Here is a 19,530-nt window from a genome sequence, read left to right on the forward strand (position 1 = left end):
CGACCCAGCGGTGGGAGCGTGGCCTCGGCCCTGGGCGCATCGAACGAAGGATGCTCTGATAGAAGGCGCTGCCACTGCATCCGAAACCAGGGCGTGAATGGCGCTCGGGGCTCTGCAAGCTGGGCCGTTATTTCGGCGCGGGTCAGCCACTTGATATCGCTGACTTCCTCTGGGACGGGCGAGACCTCAGCGTCAGATTGAGCAACCAGCACATGACAGAGTTCATGCTCGGCGCCGATCGAGCCAAACAAAGCATGATACTCAAAGTAATAGAGAGCTCGACACGAAGCCCAGACGCCTAGCTCTTCACGCAGACGACGAGAGGCGGCATCCAGAATAGTCTCTCCAGGTGCCGGATGACTGCAGCAGGCATTCGACCAGAAACCTGCCCAGAGCATTTTATCCGCCGCCCGACGCTGAAGCAGATGACGCCCACGGCTGTCAATCAAGTGCACTGAAAAAGCGCGATGAAGCTGCCCAGCTCCCAGGTGAGCATCGCGTTTATCGCACACGCCAATCTGTACATCCTGTGCGTCGACTAACACTACCTCGTGGATCATGCTGGATCTCCTTTTGTGCAATGAGGCGCGCACGCCACACAGTATCGAGCTAAAGAATTTGTCCCCAGGCACTGACCAAGGTCAACGCGGCGTCGGTGAACGCTGGATCGGCACGCAGCATGACCATGGCATCCAGCTCTGCCTGGGTGAGTAACCCAAGTTCCAACAATGCAGGCCCTGCCTGCGCGGTGGTTGCCGCCCAGAAGGCATCTGCCGGGCTGTTGTCGCCGATTCGGCCTTCGAGGGTGCGATGCCCCACGTTGACAAGCCCCCGGTCACGTAGCCGATCAGGCAGTCGATCGGCCCAGAACATGTCAGACCCGATGGACTGCTCCAACAGTGTGATTCCGGCCTGGGCTACTTTGCGCAACAACGGGTTCGTCGTTCTGAGGCTCGGTTGCAGGCTCACATCTTCGATCACCAACCAGCCTCCGGGACGTAACCAAGTGGCGGCTCGCGTCACTATCTCCTCGCGGTCAGTGAGGTGGCACAGCAACGCCCGGGCGTGCACCACGTCAAACGATGCGGCAGGAAAATCATCGGTCGTGACATTGTGGGTCATCACCTTGATGCCGGGGATATCGACCAGGAAGCGGGTATCGATATCCGTGGCGGTAACCGTTGCGTCGGGATATCGCTGGCTCAACCAGCCCGCGAGCGATCCGGCACCGGCGCCCAGATCAAGGATGGCGGGCGCGTCCGGCAGATCCAATCGTTCAAAAACCTTATGGCTTAACGGGTCAAAGGCGCGCTCCAGGGTTTGCAACCTCGCCAATTGGCCTGCGTGTTGGTCCGCGAGATAGCTGCGGGTGTAGCCGGGTTGCTCGGTGGAAACAGATGTGGTCAAAGCACCACCTCCAATTGATCAGGGCAGCGATTGAGAAACCCGCGCTCTTTGGGCTTGAACCCCGGAGCCCAGCGCAGGTTGGGAAAGGTCTGCAGCAGCATGCGCGCACCGATCGTGATCTCCATCCGGGCGAGCATGGAGCCCAGGCAGAAGTGGCGCCCCGCTCCGAAAGCGAAATGGCTGGTCGCCTGTTCGGCGCGCAACATATTGAAGGTGTCCGGGTCGCTGAACCGGGCCGGATCACGGTTGGCTGAACCGATCAGGCAGGCCAGGGTTGCGCCACCCGGAATTGTTCCCGAGGGCAGTTGCAGCGGTTCAGTCGCCTCCCGCAGCACAAGTTGCAATGGCGGGTTGCGTCGCAGGGTTTCAGTGAGGGCGTTGTCCATCAGTGCTGGATCAGCGATCACCGCCTCTTTCACGCCAGGTTCGCTCAACAGGTTGACAATCAGATTCGCCAGGGCGCCGTGACTGGTCTCGCTGCCTGCCGTCATCAGGATCGCGCAATAGGACCGTACAAAGGACTCGGACAACGGCTGGTCGTCAATGCGTGCCGCCAGGAGTTGTGAAATCAAGTCGTCCTTGGGTTCTATACGCCGAGCGTCGATGTAGGGCTGGATAAAGTGGTAAAAACTGTCTCGGTTGGATAACCCGCCGGTCAACAGTGCTGGGTCCTGACGATAGTTGCCCATGTACGCGAAGCCGATGGCACACCAACGCTTGAGCCGCTCCACCTCCTCTCGTGTGTGTGCCGGGAGGCCCAATGCATGAGCCATCACTCGCACCGGCAGCGCAGCGGTGAAATCGGCAATCAGGTCGACCTGAGGCCGGCCCTGCATACGCGCCAGCAAGTCTGCGGTCACTGCGGTGACAGACGCTTCGAGCGCCACCAGCGCCTTGCTGCGAAACGACGGGGTGAGCAATGCTCGGTGCTGGGCGTGTTCGCAGCCGTCCATGGTCACAATGGTGTGCCCCAGCAGCGGCCCAATCTGCCAGGTGTAGTTGCGATTGCTTGCCCCTGGGTGGGTCAGCGCGGCTTTGACATCCACATAGCGACTGACCAGCCACACATCGGTGGGCTCGTCGTACGCGATCGGAAGTGTGGTGCGTAAACGCTCATACAAGGGGTACGGGTCGATTTCGAACTGGCGGGACTTGAGGGTCGGCGGAGTCAGCGCCAGGTCCACTTGTCGGCTGTGCTGTACCGCGCAGCCATCGGCCTGTAGGTGATAGCGCGAAACGCTGCGATGCCAGTCCCCCGCCGCCCGGACAACCTGACGCAACCGGTCCGGATCGGTCGCAGCGCACGGCGGGTAATGGGCATGCTCGGTAGCGGCTGCCGTGAATTGAGCAACTGCCGTGTTGACCATCTGATGGGCTGCTTCTATCGCGCCAGGCCAGTCCAGGCCAGCGGTGTGCGCGAGTATCGATACCAGATTGAAGCGCTCGCCACACACCACATCTTTGGCAACCGAGTGGATATCGTTTGTCCACGCGATGATATCGGCAGCGTGCTTACGCAACCTGCTCCACGTTTCCACCTGCGCAGGATGCTCGTACGGGTCCAGGGCTTCGGCACCATCGATCAGATCAAAAAAGAACAGGGCGCCGAAGGAATCCCGGCGCAACGGCAGATACTCAGCCAAGGCGAGCGCCGTATCGGTTTCTCGCATGCGTACCTGCACCGCCTGCGCGCGCAGATGCTGGATCAAGTGCCCCACCAGCCTCTGCCGCCAAGGCCCGCTGCCCCAACGCTGGATCTCGGGCCACAAGTCATCGGCCAGAACAACCAGCATCGGGTCCTCGAACCGGTCGCGTTCACCTGACGGCACAGCATCGCCGCTGTCGGTCAACGCCTGCACGGCGGCGATGAAATGCTCCAGCGCGCCGTTTTCCGCCCAGGGTCCGTCATCAATACGGTCATCCAGCGTAAGCGCCCACAGGTACCAGCACACCAGAGTCTGCGCTCGGTGCGTGGGCGCCCGCCCGCACAATGCTATTCCCAGGTCGAGCAGTGCCGTGGTGGTCAACCGATGCGCGCCACGCCTGCCGATCAAACCGTATCGCTGCGCCCAAGCAAGCGCATGCGCACGCAGCCGTTCAGTGTCGGCACGCGGCGGTGCAACGGCGAAAGGTAGCGGGATATCGGGAATCGTGAGCGGCGCCGGTGACGAATGACTGTTGTGGCGGGTATCGGTGTCGCCTTCACAGTGTTGCGGTGCCATGAAAAGCTCCTCTGGAATCAAACTTTCTGTAGGGCTGACCTTATTTGAAATCAAAAACTCTGGATGTGAGAGGTATCCGAAGGTCACTCGGCAATGGCGGTCTTTCGGCGTAGGGGAAAACGGAGCGTCGCCATCATGAGCGCTCAGGGGCTGCTCGGTCGTTCGTGCTGATTAGGTAGGGGGTTTTCAGCAAAATATACTGTCATTTCTCACAGGTATGGACGAGTCGCTCAGCACCGGACGATGACCGATCACCCAAGTTGCTTGAACTGTTCCGGTGAATGGGTCGGCAACTGCGTATGACTCATCAGCCTCGAGTGGGTAAGGTGAAGGCTCATCCTTTTTCAGGAGCACCCTATGCGCACCATCGGCCTTATCGGCGGCATGAGCTGGGAGTCCAGCGCCGAGTATTACCGCCTTATAAACCAGCGCGTGCGCGACCGTCTTGGCCCGCTGCGCTCGGCGCAAGTGTTGATGTACAGCGTAGACTTCGGCCCGGTGGAACAGGCTCAGCATGCCGGGCGTTGGGACGATGCCGCGCTGATCCTGGAAGATGCCGCACGGCGCTTGCAGGCCGGGGGCGCTGATTGTGTGGTGCTGTGTACCAACACCATGCACTTGGTGGCACCGCGTATTGAGGCGGCGGTATCGATCCCCTTCCTGCATATTGCTGATGCCACGGCGGCGGCGGCTCTGGAGGCCGGGACCCTGACGGTAGGCTTGCTGGGTACCGCATTCACCATGGAGCAGGACTTCCTCAAGTCCCGCCTTGCCGCCCAGGGGCTTACCGTGCTGGTGCCAGACGCGGATGAACGCCAGGAGGTGCACCGAATCATCTATGAAGAACTGTGCGTGGGCATCATCAGTGACGCGTCACGCCAGGTGTATCAGCGGGTGATCCAGGCACTCGCTGCACAAGGCGCCCAGGCGATCATCCTCGGCTGTACGGAAATCTGCTTGCTGATCCAGCCCGAACACAGCGCCCTGCCGCTGCTGGACACCACCGCGTTGCATGCGCAGGCCGCAGTGGGGTTTGCCTTAGAGGCTTAGGTATCGACACAACTTTGTGGTCCTTACCTGAATAACGGGTATGTACTCGGTCTGATCCAACATCCTGGCGGGCTGTCAGCCCGCTTTCGCGGGCAAGCCCGCTCCCACAGGGGATCTGTACCAGACGCTGATTCTGTGGGTAATGCATGACCCGTGTGGGAGCTGGCTTGCCTGCGATAGCGGTGGTTCAATTGTAGATTCAGTGACTGACACTCCGCCTTCGCGCGCTTGCCCTAATGCCAGTCAGTTAAGAGCTAGAGCAGACAACCAGTGACTTGTGGCGAGGGAGCTTGCTCCCGCTGGACTGCGTAGCAGTCCCATTTTTGGGGCCGCTTCGCGCCCCAGCGGGAGCAAGCTCCCTCGCCACAGTTACCGATTCTGTATTAACTGACTGGCATTGGGGCAAGCCAGCTCCCACAGTTTTACAGGATCAAGCCGACGTGCGCAGGCGCGCCATGCTCAGGGTGTCGACAAACATACCGTCGCGCAGGGCGTAATCGCGCAGCCGCCCTTCCACTTCGAAGCCGAACTTGCGGTACAGGTTGTGCGCAGGCTCGTTGTCCGCGTAAACAGTCAGCTCCACACGGCGCAGGTTCATCCAGTTGTCGGCTACCTCCAACGCGGCCGCCAACAGCCGCGAACCGACGCCCTTGCCCTGCCACGCGGGCGCCACGCCCATCCCCAATGAGCCAACGTGGCTCTGGCGTACACGCAAGTACTGCTCAAGCCCCAATTGGCCAATCACCTCAGTGCCCTTCACCGCCACCAGCTGCAGGCGCCGCTCGTTATCCATCACCAGGCGCTTGCGCCACATCTCAACAGACTGAAAAGGCATTTGCAGCACCTGACGACAAACAGCCGGTTCGTTGTAGAGCGCGGCGACGCCCTCCAGGTGGGCCTCGGTAAAACGCTGGATCACGATAGACGGTTCAGGTGGGTGCATTGCATTTCATCCTTTGAAAGACAAGTGGCGGGCCAGTGTAGAGGCTAAGCGCCTGGCTGACGAGCCGGGAGTTTTCCCACTGGCCGACCAGCACCATCCTGCATCTGAACGATGGCGATCCATATGCGCAGCGCCGATACTCTGCCCAGGCCCTGCCCCGTCAACCCGACGCTTCGGCCTTCACCCTGTGACGAGAACAACAAAAAAAGTCCCACAGAGGAACACCCATGAGCCGTTTTGATCACTCGGGCCTGTTGCAGGCCTTCAGCACCCTGACCCTGGACCTGCAACGCCTGGCCCAACATCAGGACATCGAACACTTCCAGCGCCATGCCCTGGCACGCGTCAGCCAATTGCTGGCCTTCGACAGTGCCTGGTGGGGACGCTCGGCTGTCATCAACGGTCTGCCGCAAGAGCACAACAGCTACCTCTATCAGTTGCCACCCGACTACCTGGCGGACTGGCAGTCGATCCGCCATCTGGACGTTACCGTTGCACGGGTGCATGCCTCGCCTGGCGAGGCAGTAATTATCGATATGCGCGACCCCGCCAACGGCAGCGCCTTGAATTGGCTGGGGCAACGCCACGGCCTGGGTGAATTGCTGTGTGTGGTCCATATCGACCCGCAAACCCACCTCAGCCACCACCTGACGCTCTACCGCCAGCCCACTGCGCCCACGTTCAACGCGCACGATTGCCAGTTACTCAATAACCTGATGCTGCATCTGGTGGCGGCGGTCTCGGCAAACCAGATCCGCACCTTGGTGGCCATGCGTGAAACCCTGGCCAGCCCGCGCAATCTGGCCCTGGCGGTGTGTGACCCACGGGGTGTGTTGCAATGCGCCGAGCGCGGTTTTGTCGACCTGCTGCTCAGCGAATGGCCGCAATGGCGTGGCCCCACCCTGCCGGTGTTGCTGGATGAGCGCGGGCATGACGGCAAGCGCATCCATATCCAGGCGTCACCGGTGGGCGACCAATTGCTGTTGGCCGCGCGCCTCAACCGCGACCTGCCCCAGCTCAGCCCAAGGGAAAACGACGTAGCCCAAGGGTTTGGCGAGGGCAAGACCTACAAGGAAGTGGCCCGCGACCTTGGCCTCTCACCCAACACCGTGCGTCACCATATCCGCGCCATCTACGCCAAGCTCGGCGTCAAGGACAAGGCGCGCATAGCGCACCTGGTGCACGCCCCGCCCGACTGACCCTGCCCGTTTCTCCCACGGTTTTGCCACGGTCGTTTTTTACGGTCTCGGGCTGCTGTTGCCCATTTTCCGGCCTTCTCTGACACGAGACGCTTCGCCATGACTTCCACACGCTTACGTAACCTGGCAGTGCTGTGCGCCAGCCTGTTCAGCCTCGACAGCCAGGCTGCCGACCTCAACGCCCGCGACTTTTTCGCCGCTCCACCAGGCACCCGCCTGGGTGTGCTGTACCTGCCCGCCACCCGTGCCGGCGATTTCCATGGCCCCGCCGACAGCACAGGCAAGGCTGACCTCAGGGTCAACGCCGTGGCTTACCGCCAGGTGTACTTCACCGACGCCTGCGGCACGTTGTGCACGCCGCAATTCATCCTGCCCTTTGCCGACATCAGCGCACGCCTGCCCGGCGCCAACCAGCGCAGCCGCGAGCGCGGCATGGGCGATCCACAGGTGGGCGGCACGCTGTTTTTCGTCAACGACCCGGCTTCGCGCACTTACAGCGGCTTGTTGAGCCTGATCACCGTGCCGGTGGGTGAGTACCACAGTCAAAACCCGGACGTCTCTCCCGGTGCCAATCGCTGGGGCGCCACCTTTGTCTACAACTACACCCACGGCATCGGCGAAAACTGGGTACTGGAAGCCAACCTGGAAGCCCAGCTCTATGGCCGCAATGACGATTACTTTGGCAGCGAACTCAAGCAAGCCCCGCTGTATCGCCTGCAGGCTTTTGCCTCGTATGACTTCAGCGCCGCCACTTACGGTGCACTGCGCCTGATCCAGGCCGACGGTGGCGCCCTGCGCCTCAACAACCGCCGCCTCGACGACACCCACAAGCGCTACACCCAAGTCGGCTTCGAACTCGGGCATTGGCTCGACCGGCAGAACCAACTGATGGTCAGCCTTTCGCAAAGCGTTGCGGCTTCCAATGGCTATGCCGGCACCGAAGCGCTGTTGCGCCTGGTGCATGTGTTCTGACCCCTTTCCCTGGAGCTTGAAAATGCCCATTTCCAACCCTGCGATAACGGCACGGCTGGCAGCGATCGTGCTGTTTGCCGCCATCACCCCGACCATCCTGATGACAGCTCCCGCCGTGGCCGCGCAGTTGGCCAGCCAGTGGCAACTGAGCCCGGCGCGTATTGGCGACTTGTTTTCCGTGGAACTGGGCGCCATGAGCCTGGCGACCTTGCCCGCCTGGTGGTGGCTCAAGCGGGTTGACTGGCGCACCGCCGCCCGGGTCGCCGCGCTGCTGTTCATGGCCGCCAACCTGCTGTCGATGCTGGCCGACACCTACGCCGGACTGCTGGTGTTGCGCGCTGCCAGCGCCCTGGCCGGCGGCTCGCTGATGATCCTCTGCCTGGCCAGTGCGGCCACCACCGCCAACCCCAGCCGGGTCTATGGTTTGTGGGTGATGGGGCAGTTGATCGTCGGTGCCCTTGGCCTGGTGGTGTTGCCTGGTTTGTTCGAACGATTTGGCTTGAATGCCTGCTACTTGATCCTGGCGGGGTTGATGGCTCTGCTGCTGCCATTGGCGCGGGCGTTTCCCGCCGGTAGCCCTGCGTTGCCCGCCAACCGCGCCCCGGTCTTGCCCGGTTCACGCTGGAAAGCCGCCCTGGGGGTTGGCGCGGTGCTGGCCTTTTACATCAGCCTGGGGGGCGTATGGACCTTTATCGGTGCCTTGGGCGCCAGTGCCGGGATTTCGGCGCAGCACGGCGGCGACATCCTCGCCATCGCCACCGTGATGGGCATTGCAGGGGCAGCGAGCGCTTCACTGATCGGGGCCCGCTTGCCGCGTGGAGTGCTGTTGCTGCTGGGCTACCTGTTGATGGCGGCAGCGGTGCTCTTGTTGCTTGGCCAGCCCGCATTGCTGCGATTTGCCTTGGCGGCGCTGCTGTTCAAATTCACCTGGACCTTCATTCTGCCGTTGATCCTGGCCTGCCTGGCCGACCTCGATCACAGCGGCAAGCTGATGAACGCCTCCAACCTGGTCATCGGCGGCGGCCTGGCCATCGGCCCAGCGCTCGCCGGCCGCCTGATCGAGGCCAGCGGCGGGTTCAGCCTGTTGCTGCTCGGTGCAGCCGCTATCACCTTGCTGTCGCTGGTGATGATCATCGCCAGCCGTCCCCACTCCCCCACTGAACTGGAACCGGTATGAACCCAACCACCGCATTTTTCTTCGACGAAATTAGCCTGTGGCACAGCGCCGGCGCCCATGCGCTGACCCTGCCCGTGGGCGGCTGGGTGCAGCCGCCGGCCGGCAGCGGGCATGCCGAGTCACCGGAGACCAAGCGCCGCTTGAAAAGCCTGTTGGATGTCTCCGGATTGAGCCGCCAACTACAACTGCGCAGCGCGCCGCCAGCCAGTGAAGAGGATCTGCTGCGCGTCCACAGCCGTGCCTATCTGCAGCGTTTCAAGGCCCTGAGCGATGCTGGCGGCGGTGAGCTTGGCCCCCAGGCACCGATCGGGCCGGGCAGCTACGAGATTGCGCAACTGTCCGCCGGACTGACCCTGGCCGCCGTGGACGCGGTGCTCAAGGGCCAGGCGCACAATGCCTATTCGCTGTCGCGGCCACCGGGGCATCACTGCCTGGCAGACAGCGCCATGGGCTTTTGCTTTCTCGCCAACATTGCCATTGCCATCGAGGCCGCCAAGGCCCGCAACGGACTGGGCAAAGTCGCCGTGATCGACTGGGATGTGCACCACGGCAACGGCACGCAGTCGATCTTCGAAGAACGGGCCGATGTGTTGACGATTTCCCTGCATCAGGACGGCTGCTACCCGCCTGGCTACAGCGGCGAGCAGGATCGAGGCCGCGGGGCCGGCGTGGGGGCCAACATCAATATTCCGTTGCCCCCAGGCAGTGGGCACGCCACCTATCTACACGCCATGGAACGCATCGTAGTGCCCGCGCTGGAGCGCTTCGAGCCGGAGTTGATCATCGTCGCCTGTGGTTATGACGCCAACGCCGTCGACCCGTTGGCGCGTATGCTGTTGCACAGTGAATCGTTCCGGCTGCTGACCCGCGCCCTGCGCCTGGCCGCCGAGCGTCTGTGCCAGGGCCGCCTGGTGCTGGTACATGAAGGCGGCTACAGCGAAGCCTATGTACCGTTCTGCGGCCTGGCGACCCTGGAGGAATTGAGCGGCGTGCGCACAGCGGTGCTAGACCCGATGCTTGAGTTTGTGCAGTTGCAGCAACCCAGTGCGGAGCTACAGGGGTTTCAAGAGCAGTGGGTGGAGCGGCTGGCGCGCGGGGTCAGCGAGTAGCTGCCAGGCGCCATACCCGTGCAATGTCAGAGGCCCGCTCACGCAACAGGCGCGGCGCCTCGTGACAGGCTTGCTCCAGAGACATCGGCCCCGACGGCAAGGCGAACGCTGCATCCACACCGTGGGCGTACATCTGATCGTAGCCGTCGCCCAAGGTACCCGCGATTACGACCACCGGCACGCCGTGTCGCCGGGCAATGCGCGCCACGCCAAACGGAGTTTTTCCCCGCAGCGTCTGGGCGTCGAAGCGACCTTCACCGGTGATTACCAAGTCGGCGCCACGCACCGCTTCATCCAGGCCAACCAGTTCAGCAACCACCTCGACCCCTGGGCGAAACTGGGCGGCGAGGAACGCCTTGGCGGCAAAGCCCAGTCCACCGGCGGCACCACTGCCGGGTTCGTCGCGCACATCCTTGGGCAGCACCTGAGCGCAATGGTCAGCGAAGTGCTCAAGGGCCGCGTCCAGGTGTGCCACTTGCTCGGGACTCGCGCCTTTTTGCGGGCCGAAAATCGACGAGGCACCGTGGGGGCCGCACAGGGGATTGTTGACGTCGGCGGCGATTTCAAAACGCACCTGCGCCAGGCGCGGGTCGAGTTGTTCAAGGCTGATATGGGCCAGGCGTGCCAATGCCAACCCACCCGCCGGCAGTGGCTGACGTTCGCTATCCAATAGCTGCACGCCAAGGGCCTGCATCGCCCCCGCCCCGCCATCGTTGGTGGCACTGCCGCCAATCGCCAGGATGATGCGCTGCGCCCCGGCATCCAGCGCGGCGCGGATCAACTCGCCGGTGCCATAGGTGGTACTGGAACAGGCGTCGCGCTGCCCCGGCGCGACGAGTTGCAGGCCGCTGGCCTCGGCCATCTCGATCATCGCGGTATGGCTGTCGGCCAACCATCCCCAACGCGCTTCGACGCTGTCGCCCAGCGGGCCTCGGACTGTTTGCCGACGCAATTGCCCCTTACACGCGGCGAGCACCGCATCCACCGTGCCTTCACCGCCATCGGCCATCGGGCATTGAAACACGTGCGCATCCGGCCAGACCTCGGCCCACCCCTCGGCAATCGCCTGGGCGACGCCTGCGGCACTCAGGCTGTCTTTGAACGAGTCAGGGGCGATCACGATTTTCATGGGCTTTCTCCGGTTTTTATAACGCCCATGCTGCCAGTTGGCTGGGGCAATGACGCGGGGCCGATGCACAAGTGTGGAGCGGGTTTGTTGTTCATTTCTACAATGCCCGTTGTAGGCGCGAGCTTGCTCGCGAAAGACCGGAACGCGCCGCGGTGAATCAGGCAACCTGCGTTATCGTTGACGTTTTTCGCGAGCAAGCTCGCTCCTACAGGGGGTGGGGCAACAGTTGGACGCCCAGGTACAACGCAAGCATCCCATCAAGCGTCAGCGGGTCTACGCCGCTGAGTTCGGCTATGCGCTCCATGCGGTAGCGCAGGCTGTTGCGGTGAATGCCCAAGGCGTCGGCACACGCCTGGCTTTGCCCATCGTGCTCGCACCAACTGCGCAACGTGGCAAGCAGTTGCCCGTTGCTGTCCTTGGCCAACACTTTGCGCAACGGGTTGAGCAATTCGTCCAGGGCGTCGTCGTTGCGATGACGCCACAGCATCACCGGCAGGCGATAACGGTTGAGGGTCAACAGGCGTGATTGCGGCAGGATATCGCGGCCATAAGCAAGCAGATCACCCACCCGCCGATAGCAGCGGCGCAGTCCCGCCAAGCCCTCCGCTTGCCCGCCGATGGCCACGCGCAGGACGTTCCAACCCAGGCCGTCGAGCTTTTCCAGCAAGCGGGGGTTATCGACCTGCACCCCAGCAGGTCGGCACCACAGCAAAGAAAACTGCGCAGAGCTGACGCACCAACTGTCGGGGTAGCGGCTGGCGAGCCAGGCGCTCAGGGCCTCCGCCGTTTGGCCCGGGCCCAGTTCAAACAGGTATGGCGTGCGCGCCAGTTGTGGCTTGAGCCCCAGTTGCTGGGCTTCGTCCACCAGGCGCGGGGAGTCGCCGCTGTCGGCCAACAGCAGGGCCAGCAGATCATCGCAACGCTGGCGCCGCCATTGTTGTTCGGCTTGCTGGTGGCGTTGGCTGACCAGCATTTCAGCGGTCATGCGCACCAGTTCGGCATAGGTGCGTAACCCATCCGGCTCGCCGGTGATACCCAGTACGCCAATCAGGCGCTGATCATGCAGCAGCGGCAGGTTGATGCCTGGTTGCACACCCTTGAGATGCTTGGCGGTCTGCCCGTCGATTTCCACCACCCGCCCATTGGCCAACACTAGCTGGGCACCTTCATGGCGGGTATTGATGCGCTCCGGCTCGCCGCTGCCCAGGATCAAGCCCTGGCTGTCCATGACATTGACGTTATGGGGCAGGATTGCCATGGTGCGGTCGACAATCTCCTGCGCCAGGGCATGATCCAGCTCGAACATGGGGCTAATTTCCTGAAAAAGGTTGTTCACCAGCACAGCGCAAAGATGGCTTGACTGTGCGCCGGCACAAAGACAGTTGCCCTTCACGTCACCGAGACTGTCAGGGCGGCCAACGTTACCCTCGCACCGCGAAAAATCATAATAAAGAGAGAATCCCATGTCACAGAGCGCCACTGCCGCACTGGCCAGCGATGACGATAAAAACGCCATCTACAAGCGCATTACCCTGCGCCTGATCCCCTTCATTTTTATCTGCTATCTGTTCAATTACCTCGACCGGGTAAACGTTGGCTTTGCCAAGCTGCAGATGCTCGACGCGTTGAAATTCAGTGAAACCGTATACGGCCTGGGAGCCGGGATTTTCTTTATCGGCTACGTGCTATGCGGCGTGCCGAGCAACCTGGCGCTGACCCGGTTTGGCCCGCGGCGCTGGATCGCATTGATGATGATCGTGTGGGGTACGCTCTCCACATGCCTGCTGTTTGTGACCACGCCCACGCATTTCTACACCCTGCGCCTGTTTACCGGTGCCGCTGAAGCGGGCTTCTTCCCCGGCGTGGTGTTGTACCTTTCGCAGTGGTTTCCGACCTTCCGCCGTGGGCGAATCATGGCACTGTTCATGTCGGCGATCCCGGTGTCCGGTTTGCTCGGCAGCCCGTTTTCCGGCTGGATTCTGAATCACTTTGCCGCAGGCCAAGGTGGCTTGGCGGGCTGGCAGTGGATGTTCCTGCTGCAAGGCATCCCGACCGTGGTCCTCGGCGCCCTCGCCTACTTCCTGCTCAGTGACAGCTTCGCCAACGCCAAGTGGCTCAAGCCCCATGAGCGTGCGGTACTGGAAGCGGACCAGGCCACAGACCTGGCTAACAAGCCGAAAACCACCAGCGACTCCCTGGCCGAAGTGTTCAAGAACCCGGCGATCTGGGCATTCGGTCTGATCTACTTCTGCATCCAGAGTGGGGTGTATGCGATCAACTTTTGGCTGCCGTCGATCATCAAGAACATGGGCTTCAGCGACAACCTGGTGATTGGCTGGCTCAGCGCGATTCCGTATCTATTGGCGGCGGTGTTCATGTTGCTGGTGGGCCGCTCTGCCGATTTGCGCAAGGAGCGCCGCTGGCATTTGGTGGTACCGATGTTGATGGGCGCCATTGGCCTGGTGATCGCCGTTAACTTCGCCACTACGCCCGCTATCGCCATTCTCGGCCTGACCATCGCCACCATGGGCGCCCTGACCGGCCTGCCGATGTTCTGGCCGGTGCCCACCGCCATGCTCAGCGCGGGTGCGGCGGCGGGTGGCTTGGCGTTGATCAACTCCATGGGGCAGATGGCGGGTTTTCTCAGCCCGTATATCGTGGGTTTTGTGAAGGATGCCACCGGGTCTACGGATGTGGCGTTGTACCTGCTGGCGGCGGTGATTGTGGGCGGCAGTGTTCTGGCATTGCGGATGACGCGCACGCTCAAGGCCTGACGCCTTCAACGTGGGAGGGATCTGCTCCCTCCCACTTGGACCATGTATTTACAACAGGCCGCCACCGTCGATATCAACCACCGCACCGGTCATAAAGCCATTTTCCATGGCCAGTACATACCCCGCCGCCACTTCTTCAGCCTGCCCCACCCGCCCAACCGGCAACCCTTGGCCCGCCTTGGCAAACATTGCCAAGCGTTGCTCTTGGCCAAGCCCTGCATAGGCCGGTGTGTCTATCACCCCAGGGCTGATCACATTGACTCGACGCGGCGCCAGTTCTTTGGCCAGTTGTTTGCCCAAGGCCTCGGTCGCAGCGTTAATGCCCGTCTTGATGAACTGCCCTGCCGCCAACTTGCGCCCCAACTGGCCCGAGGTCAGGGTGATGCTGCCCTGTTCGTGCAAAAAGGGCAGCGCGTGTTGAATGGCGCGTAGTGCGCCCCAGAGCTTCACATCGAAGTTGTCCTGGGCTTCATCCAGGTCTGTTTCAATCAAAGGCTTGGCCCGCACCGAAGGCCCCGAGGTGTAGACCAGATGGTCAAAGCGCCCCACGGTTTCGAACAGTTGCGTTAACGAGGCGCTGTCGGTGACGTCCACCGGCTCGCTGCGCAGCCCGCTGTCGGAACCTGGCGCCAAACGGCGCCCGGCCACGATCACATCCGCGCCTCGCGCCAAGGCTGCCTGCGCCACTGCCGCGCCGATACCGCTGCTGCCGCCGATGACGATGATGGTTTTACCGCTCAAAGAAGAGGTCATGAGAAAACTACCTGGGTCAGAAAGTGAACGTTCATCTTCCCAGCTTGGTAATCGATGAAAAATCCGGGTAAAACGACAAGATCTTTAAAGGATTTTTATCAATGAGTTCGATTCTCGACCTTGAAGTCTTCGTGCGCAGCGCTGACACCGGTAGCCTGACGGCCGCCGCCCGTGGCCTTGGCCTCACGCCGGCGGCTGCCAGCATTGCCCTCAAGCGCCTTGAAACCCGCCTCGGCATCCGCCTGCTCGCCCGCTCCACCCGCAGCATGCGCCTGACCGAAGAAGGCCGGCGTTACCTGGACAGTGTGCGGGTGGCACTGGAGGCGCTGTCGGACGGCGAGCACGCCATCAAGCAACAGGGCCAGAGCCTCAGTGGTTTATTGCAGTTGGCCGCGCCCTCGGACTTTGGTCGCAATGTGCTGCTGGGCTGGCTGGATGAGTTCAAGCTGGAGCACCCCACCATCCGTCTGCAACTGTTGCTCAACGACAGCAATGCCGACTTGTTTCGCGACACGGTCGACATCGCCTTGCGCTTTGGCGTGCCTAGAGACTCCAGCCTGGTGGCCCTGCCGGTGGTGCCCGATCACCATCGCATTGCCTGCGCCAGCCCCGACTACCTGGCGCGCCACGGTACTCCGCATACGCCCGAAGATTTGGCCCACCACAGCACGCTGCGCTATATGCGCCGGGGCCAGGCCAATAGCACCTGGTATTTCCGCCAGGGGGCGTTGCTTCAAGAAGTCGAGGTGAGCGGTGACTACCTCAGCGATGACGGCGAGATTGTCCGCCGCTGGGCGTTGGCGGGGCATGGCATTGCCTATAAGGCCAACCTGGATGTGGCCCGTGATATTCAGGCTGGGCGGTTGGTACCCTTGCTACCCGACTGGCAAGGCGAACCCGCGCCGTTCAACCTGATGTGCCCGCACCGCCTGCAAGTGTCGGAACGCGTGAAAGTGCTGCACCGCTTTTTACAGGCCCGCTGCCTGACTTTGCTACGCACATGAAGAAATGCCTCCAGGGCTTGTTCCAGAGCGCTCGGGTCTGGTATTGCATCACTTACATTTGCGTGAGGAGCTTTGCATGAATTACCGCACATTGGGCCAGTCCGGGTTAAAGGTCAGCGCTCTGACCCTCGGCACCATGATGTTTGGCGAACAGACCAGCACCGAAGATTCGCTGCGCATCATCGACAAGGCCTGGGACCAGGGCATCAATTTCATCGACACGGCGGACCTGTATACAGGCGGGCGCTCCGAAGAAATCGTCGGCGAGGCGATTGCACGCAACCGCCAGGACTGGGTGGTGGCCTCCAAGGTCGGCTTCGGCCCTACCGACGGCGTGCCCAACCGCAGCGGTTTGAGCCGCAAGCGTCTGTTCAACGCGCTGGACGCCAGCCTGGCACGCCTGGATACCGACTACCTGGACATCTACTACCTGCACCGCGAAGACCACGACACGCCGTTGGAGGTCACCGTGTCCGCCATGGGAGATCTGATCCGCCAGGGCAAGGTCCGCTATTGGGGCCTGTCCAATTACCGGGGTTGGCGCATCGCTGAAGTGATTCGCGTGGCCGAACGCCTGGGCGTCGATAAACCCATCATCAGCCAGCCGTTGTACAACATCGTCAATCGCCAGGCCGAGGTCGAGCAGATCACCGCTGCAGCGGCCTACGGCCTGGGAGTGGTGCCGTACAGTCCACTGGCCCGAGGGGTCCTCAGCGGCAAGTACGCACCGGATGTCACGCCCGAGCCCGGCAGCCGTGCCGCGCGCCAGGATAAACGCATCCTGGAAACCGAGTGGCGAATTGAATCACTGCGCATTGCCCAGCAGATCCAGCAATACACCCAAGGGCGTGGCGTGGGGATCGTCGAGTTCGCAATCGCCTGGGTGCTGAACAATGCGGCGGTAAGCTCGGCGATTGTCGGGCCACGGACCGAGGCGCAGTGGGACGCCTACACCGGGGCGCTGGCGGTGAAGATCAGCGCTGAAGACGAGGCGTTCATTGATTCGCTGGTCACGCCGGGGCATTCGTCCTCGCCCGGCTTCAACGATGTCGGGCATTTTGTATCCGGTCGATTGGCACGCCTGTAGACTACCCGCGCAATAATTGGCTTTCGCGAGGACAACGTGTCTAAAGGTGTGGTGTTATCGGTCTTGGCTTCGGTGTTGTTTGCCGTGATGTATTACTTCACATCACTGCTAACGCCCTTGAGTGGCCTGGAGATTTTCGGCTGGCGCATGTTGCTCACCGTGCCCTGCATGACGGTGTTCATGCTTGTCAGCGGCGAGTGGCGCCGGGTCTGGGAACTGCTGCGCATGCTCGCGGCCAAGCCACGGCTGATCGGCGGTGTGCTGGTGTCGTCGGCCTTGCTCGGCGTGCAGCTGTGGTTGTTCATGTGGGCGCCACTGAACGGGCGCAGCCTGGATGTGTCGGTCGGTTACTTCCTGCTGCCGCTGACCATGGTGCTCACCGGGCGCCTGGTGTGGGGCGAACAGCTTTCCTACCTGCAAAAGATCGCGGTGTTTTTTGCCGGGCTCGGGGTACTCAACGAGTTATACCAGGCCGGTGGGTTCTCCTGGGCGACGCTGGTGGTGATCATCGGTTACCCGCTGTACTTTATCGTGCGTAAATACCTCAAGACCGACCACCTGGGCGGCCTGTGGCTGGACATGGCGCTGATGCTGCCGGTGGCATGGTGGTTTGTGCAAAGCGGCGAACAGGGCTTTGCAGTGATGGATGCCCACCCCAATTTGTATGCGCTGATCCCGATACTGGGTCTGATCAGCGCTTCGGCGTTGGTGAGCTATATCATCGCCAGCCGGCTGCTTGCGTTCAGCCTGTTCGGGCTGCTCAGTTATGTCGAGCCAGTGCTGTTGCTGGTGGTGGCGCTGCTGCTGGGTGAAGGGATCAAGGCAGGCCAATGGCTGACCTACATCCCGATCTGGATCGCGGTCATGGTGCTGGTGTTCGAAGGGTTCAAGCATCTGGTGCGGCAGCGTAGGGTTTGACCGACGAACAGTCGACAAACTGCAACTGTGCTTGATGATGTTGAGTAGCCCCATCATCATCCAAGGTGGTGAACTGTAATTGCGGGCCGGATAGGTCGCCGCTAGGCAACTCAGGTATCGCAACCCGTGCAGTAGCATAAGGTGCAACCATCGGCGGATCTTCGCTGTGATGCTCCACACCACCGAGTGTCAGAACCACACCAGACAAGGTCACGTGATACGCCGTGGGGTTGAGCACCTCCAACCCCACGTCGTCCCCTCGGCTTAGGCACCATTGAAGCGCATGAACCACGTCCTGCACCTTTCCCGGCAATTGGGCGGGCCGGAGGAAAAGCTTGATCCGCGTACGAAAGGCAAATTGCAGGGCGTTGGTTTCATCGGATGCCTCAACGCTCGGTCTGATTGCCAGTACGTTCAGCCAGTACACCGACTCCCGGTCTGCCACCTGTTTTGGCGTTTGATCATGCATGATCCGCAAGGCGCGCCCGGTACCCGCGTTCATACGGGCGATGGGTGGCGTAATCGTGAACGGCACATCACTGTTCTCGGGTGCCGCCATCGCATCGCCATCATCGATCCACGCTTGCACTAGGCGCGGACCGTCAGCCTCATTGTGCAGATTGACCACCACCGTGCGCGCGGTAACCGGGTAGATGACACGCGTGCGGTCAATCACGATTTCGCCCTGCACGGCGATTGCCTGCAAGCTCATCAGCACGCCCAGGCCCCCGCGCCAAAGCGCGCTGCTCATCGGTAGCTCATTGTGAATGACGCCAACCCGTTCGCGCTGCCGGGACGGATCGAGGAGGCGGTCTGGATATAACGTGCGGTCAAAGGGATCTGGACAGTCGCATTGCCAGTACTGCCGACCAGCCACTGATTAGGGTTCCCAATCGTCGTGGAGTCAGCCCCGTAGCGCACCAGCGTGTTCCCCCGTAGTAATTGCAGAGCAACGCCACTGGCCATAGAGGTACGGGTCAAGGACAGTACGTCGCTGCGATTAGCCGGCACGGTCTGGTCTGTCACCGTCACAAATACGTCACGCGTTGCCCCGCCGATGCCACCCGCACATGACAGTGTGATATTGCGGGTCACGCTGCCGGCGAAACTGCCCACGCCGCGAAAATCACGAGCAGCCACGGCCGGCATAGGCATGGCGACCGAAGGTGTTGAGACCCTGCAGGTGGGTTTTCGTGGCGCATTGATGGTGACGTTGGAGAAGTTCACTGCGTAATAGCCAGCGCCGGTGATGGGCGTGCCGGTGATCGTATACCTTGCAATGTTTCTGGCGGTGATCGTGCCACCCGTTATGGCGCCTGTGGCGACAAAATAAATTCGGGTATCAAGCCCAAGGACGATGGGTCTTGCTCTGGCATCTCCAACAATGAGTGTGACACCTGCCGTGTTGATGGCCATGAACGGCCGGTTCGGGTCCCTCGCCATCAGGGCAAACCCCACCCCAGGCACATTGGTGGCATACACTGGCATTGAAAGCCCGCTAGCGAAAAATGTCCGGCCCGTCGGCGTGCTATTGACCAGTGCCAGCCTGGCCTGTGCCCCTAAAGCAATTCGTGTGGTACACCGAAGCGCGGACGATGGAGGACTGTCGAAGCGATAGCCATTGGCGGACCCGACCACCTGCCCGATTTGCTGCCCGGCCGCAACCGTGATCGGGGGAATGGAAATATTCACCGCCGGGCCGGGGGCACAGGTGATCGCTTGAGCTTCCAGCGCCACCATCCATCCTCCCAACACCACGCTGGCAAGTGAAAACCTAGTCATGAAA

The 19,530-nt window shown here is 61.8% G+C and carries 18 protein-coding genes; 9 read left to right on the plus strand and 9 right to left on the minus strand.

Annotated elements, in window-relative coordinates; genetic code table 11:
- The 3 genes from idi to APH41_RS11540 form a co-directional block, all read right to left on the minus strand.
- Positions 1–560, minus strand: a 560-nt coding sequence (gene idi, locus APH41_RS11530) for an isopentenyl-diphosphate Delta-isomerase (protein WP_156359043.1), incomplete at its 3' end; no start/stop codon positions are given.
- A gap of 49 nt (positions 561–609) precedes the next feature.
- Positions 610–1,407, minus strand: a complete 798-nt coding sequence (locus APH41_RS11535; RefSeq protein ID WP_054896525.1) for a trans-aconitate 2-methyltransferase — start codon at positions 1,405–1,407, stop codon at positions 610–612.
- Entirely contained in the window at positions 1,404–3,629 is a 2,226-nt protein-coding gene (locus APH41_RS11540) for a cytochrome P450 (protein WP_054919035.1), read from the minus strand. Before APH41_RS11540 ends, APH41_RS11535 begins: the two co-directional genes overlap by 4 nt.
- Before the next feature lie 357 nt (positions 3,630–3,986).
- Between APH41_RS11540 and APH41_RS11545 the strand changes: the two genes are divergently transcribed.
- Positions 3,987–4,679 carry an aspartate/glutamate racemase family protein gene (locus APH41_RS11545; RefSeq protein ID WP_054896527.1) on the plus strand — a complete coding sequence of 231 codons (693 nt, stop codon included), beginning with the start codon at positions 3,987–3,989 and terminating at the stop codon, positions 4,677–4,679.
- Between the two features lie 430 nt (positions 4,680–5,109).
- On the opposite strand, the gene APH41_RS11550 is transcribed toward APH41_RS11545, so the two are convergent.
- Positions 5,110–5,622 carry a GNAT family N-acetyltransferase gene (locus APH41_RS11550; protein ID WP_054898451.1) on the minus strand — a complete coding sequence of 171 codons (513 nt, stop codon included), beginning with the start codon at positions 5,620–5,622 and terminating at the stop codon, positions 5,110–5,112.
- A 227-nt stretch (positions 5,623–5,849) separates the two neighbouring features.
- On the opposite strand from APH41_RS11550, the gene APH41_RS11555 reads away from it, so the two are divergent.
- From APH41_RS11555 to APH41_RS11570, 4 genes are all read left to right on the plus strand, one after another.
- Entirely contained in the window at positions 5,850–6,821 is a 972-nt protein-coding gene (locus APH41_RS11555; protein ID WP_054919039.1) for a helix-turn-helix transcriptional regulator, read from the plus strand.
- Positions 6,822–6,920: 99 nt separating this feature from the next.
- Complete coding sequence (locus APH41_RS11560; protein ID WP_054919040.1) at positions 6,921–7,793, plus strand: transporter; 873 nt, start codon at positions 6,921–6,923, stop codon at positions 7,791–7,793.
- A 22-nt stretch (positions 7,794–7,815) separates the two neighbouring features.
- Positions 7,816–8,970 carry an MFS transporter gene (locus APH41_RS11565; RefSeq protein ID WP_054919041.1) on the plus strand — a complete coding sequence of 385 codons (1,155 nt, stop codon included), beginning with the start codon at positions 7,816–7,818 and terminating at the stop codon, positions 8,968–8,970.
- Entirely contained in the window at positions 8,967–10,079 is a 1,113-nt protein-coding gene (locus APH41_RS11570; protein ID WP_054919042.1) for a class II histone deacetylase, read from the plus strand. The genes APH41_RS11565 and APH41_RS11570 overlap by 4 nt, the downstream gene beginning before the upstream one ends.
- Here APH41_RS11570 and APH41_RS11575 read toward each other — a convergent pair.
- Together APH41_RS11575 and APH41_RS11580 are read right to left on the minus strand one after the other, a co-directional pair.
- Positions 10,069–11,208 carry a glycerate kinase gene (locus tag APH41_RS11575; RefSeq protein WP_054919043.1) on the minus strand — a complete coding sequence of 380 codons (1,140 nt, stop codon included), beginning with the start codon at positions 11,206–11,208 and terminating at the stop codon, positions 10,069–10,071. The two genes, APH41_RS11570 and APH41_RS11575, sit on opposite strands and share 11 nt — an antisense overlap.
- A gap of 205 nt (positions 11,209–11,413) precedes the next feature.
- Positions 11,414–12,514 carry a sugar diacid recognition domain-containing protein gene (locus APH41_RS11580; RefSeq protein WP_034127476.1) on the minus strand — a complete coding sequence of 367 codons (1,101 nt, stop codon included), beginning with the start codon at positions 12,512–12,514 and terminating at the stop codon, positions 11,414–11,416.
- Between the two features lie 157 nt (positions 12,515–12,671).
- Between APH41_RS11580 and APH41_RS11585 the strand changes: the two genes are divergently transcribed.
- Positions 12,672–13,982, plus strand: coding sequence for an MFS transporter (locus APH41_RS11585; protein WP_054898444.1), 1,311 nt, complete (start codon positions 12,672–12,674; stop codon positions 13,980–13,982).
- Positions 13,983–14,030: 48 nt separating this feature from the next.
- Here the strand turns inward: APH41_RS11585 and APH41_RS11590 are convergent, their stop codons facing one another.
- The gene (locus APH41_RS11590) at positions 14,031–14,735 is read right to left on the minus strand and encodes an SDR family oxidoreductase (RefSeq protein WP_054919044.1); all 705 of its coding nucleotides are present in this window, start codon (positions 14,733–14,735) and stop codon (positions 14,031–14,033) included.
- A 101-nt stretch (positions 14,736–14,836) separates the two neighbouring features.
- Here APH41_RS11590 and APH41_RS11595 point away from each other — a divergent pair, with 101 nt between their 5' ends.
- From APH41_RS11595 to rarD, 3 genes are all read left to right on the plus strand, one after another.
- On the plus strand, positions 14,837–15,739 hold the full coding sequence (locus tag APH41_RS11595; RefSeq protein ID WP_054898442.1) for a LysR family transcriptional regulator: 903 nt from the start codon (positions 14,837–14,839) through the stop codon (positions 15,737–15,739).
- 76 nt (positions 15,740–15,815) lie between these two features.
- The gene (locus APH41_RS11600) at positions 15,816–16,826 is read left to right on the plus strand and encodes an aldo/keto reductase (RefSeq protein WP_054919046.1); all 1,011 of its coding nucleotides are present in this window, start codon (positions 15,816–15,818) and stop codon (positions 16,824–16,826) included.
- A gap of 36 nt (positions 16,827–16,862) precedes the next feature.
- Positions 16,863–17,744 (plus strand): EamA family transporter RarD, encoded by an 882-nt coding sequence (rarD, locus tag APH41_RS11605; RefSeq protein WP_034127481.1) that lies wholly within the window; start codon positions 16,863–16,865, stop codon positions 17,742–17,744.
- Here rarD and APH41_RS11610 read toward each other — a convergent pair.
- Both APH41_RS11610 and APH41_RS28095 read right to left on the minus strand, forming a co-directional pair.
- Complete coding sequence (locus APH41_RS11610) at positions 17,713–18,495, minus strand: molecular chaperone (RefSeq protein ID WP_052199965.1); 783 nt, start codon at positions 18,493–18,495, stop codon at positions 17,713–17,715. The two genes, rarD and APH41_RS11610, sit on opposite strands and share 32 nt — an antisense overlap.
- Positions 18,492–19,526 carry a fimbrial protein gene (locus APH41_RS28095; RefSeq protein ID WP_080757688.1) on the minus strand — a complete coding sequence of 345 codons (1,035 nt, stop codon included), beginning with the start codon at positions 19,524–19,526 and terminating at the stop codon, positions 18,492–18,494. Before APH41_RS28095 ends, APH41_RS11610 begins: the two co-directional genes overlap by 4 nt.
- Positions 19,527–19,530 lie beyond the last annotated feature (4 nt).

It is taken from the genome of Pseudomonas sp. NBRC 111138, assembly GCF_001320835.1.
GTDB classification, from domain to species: Bacteria; Pseudomonadota; Gammaproteobacteria; order Pseudomonadales; family Pseudomonadaceae; genus Aquipseudomonas; species Aquipseudomonas paracarnis.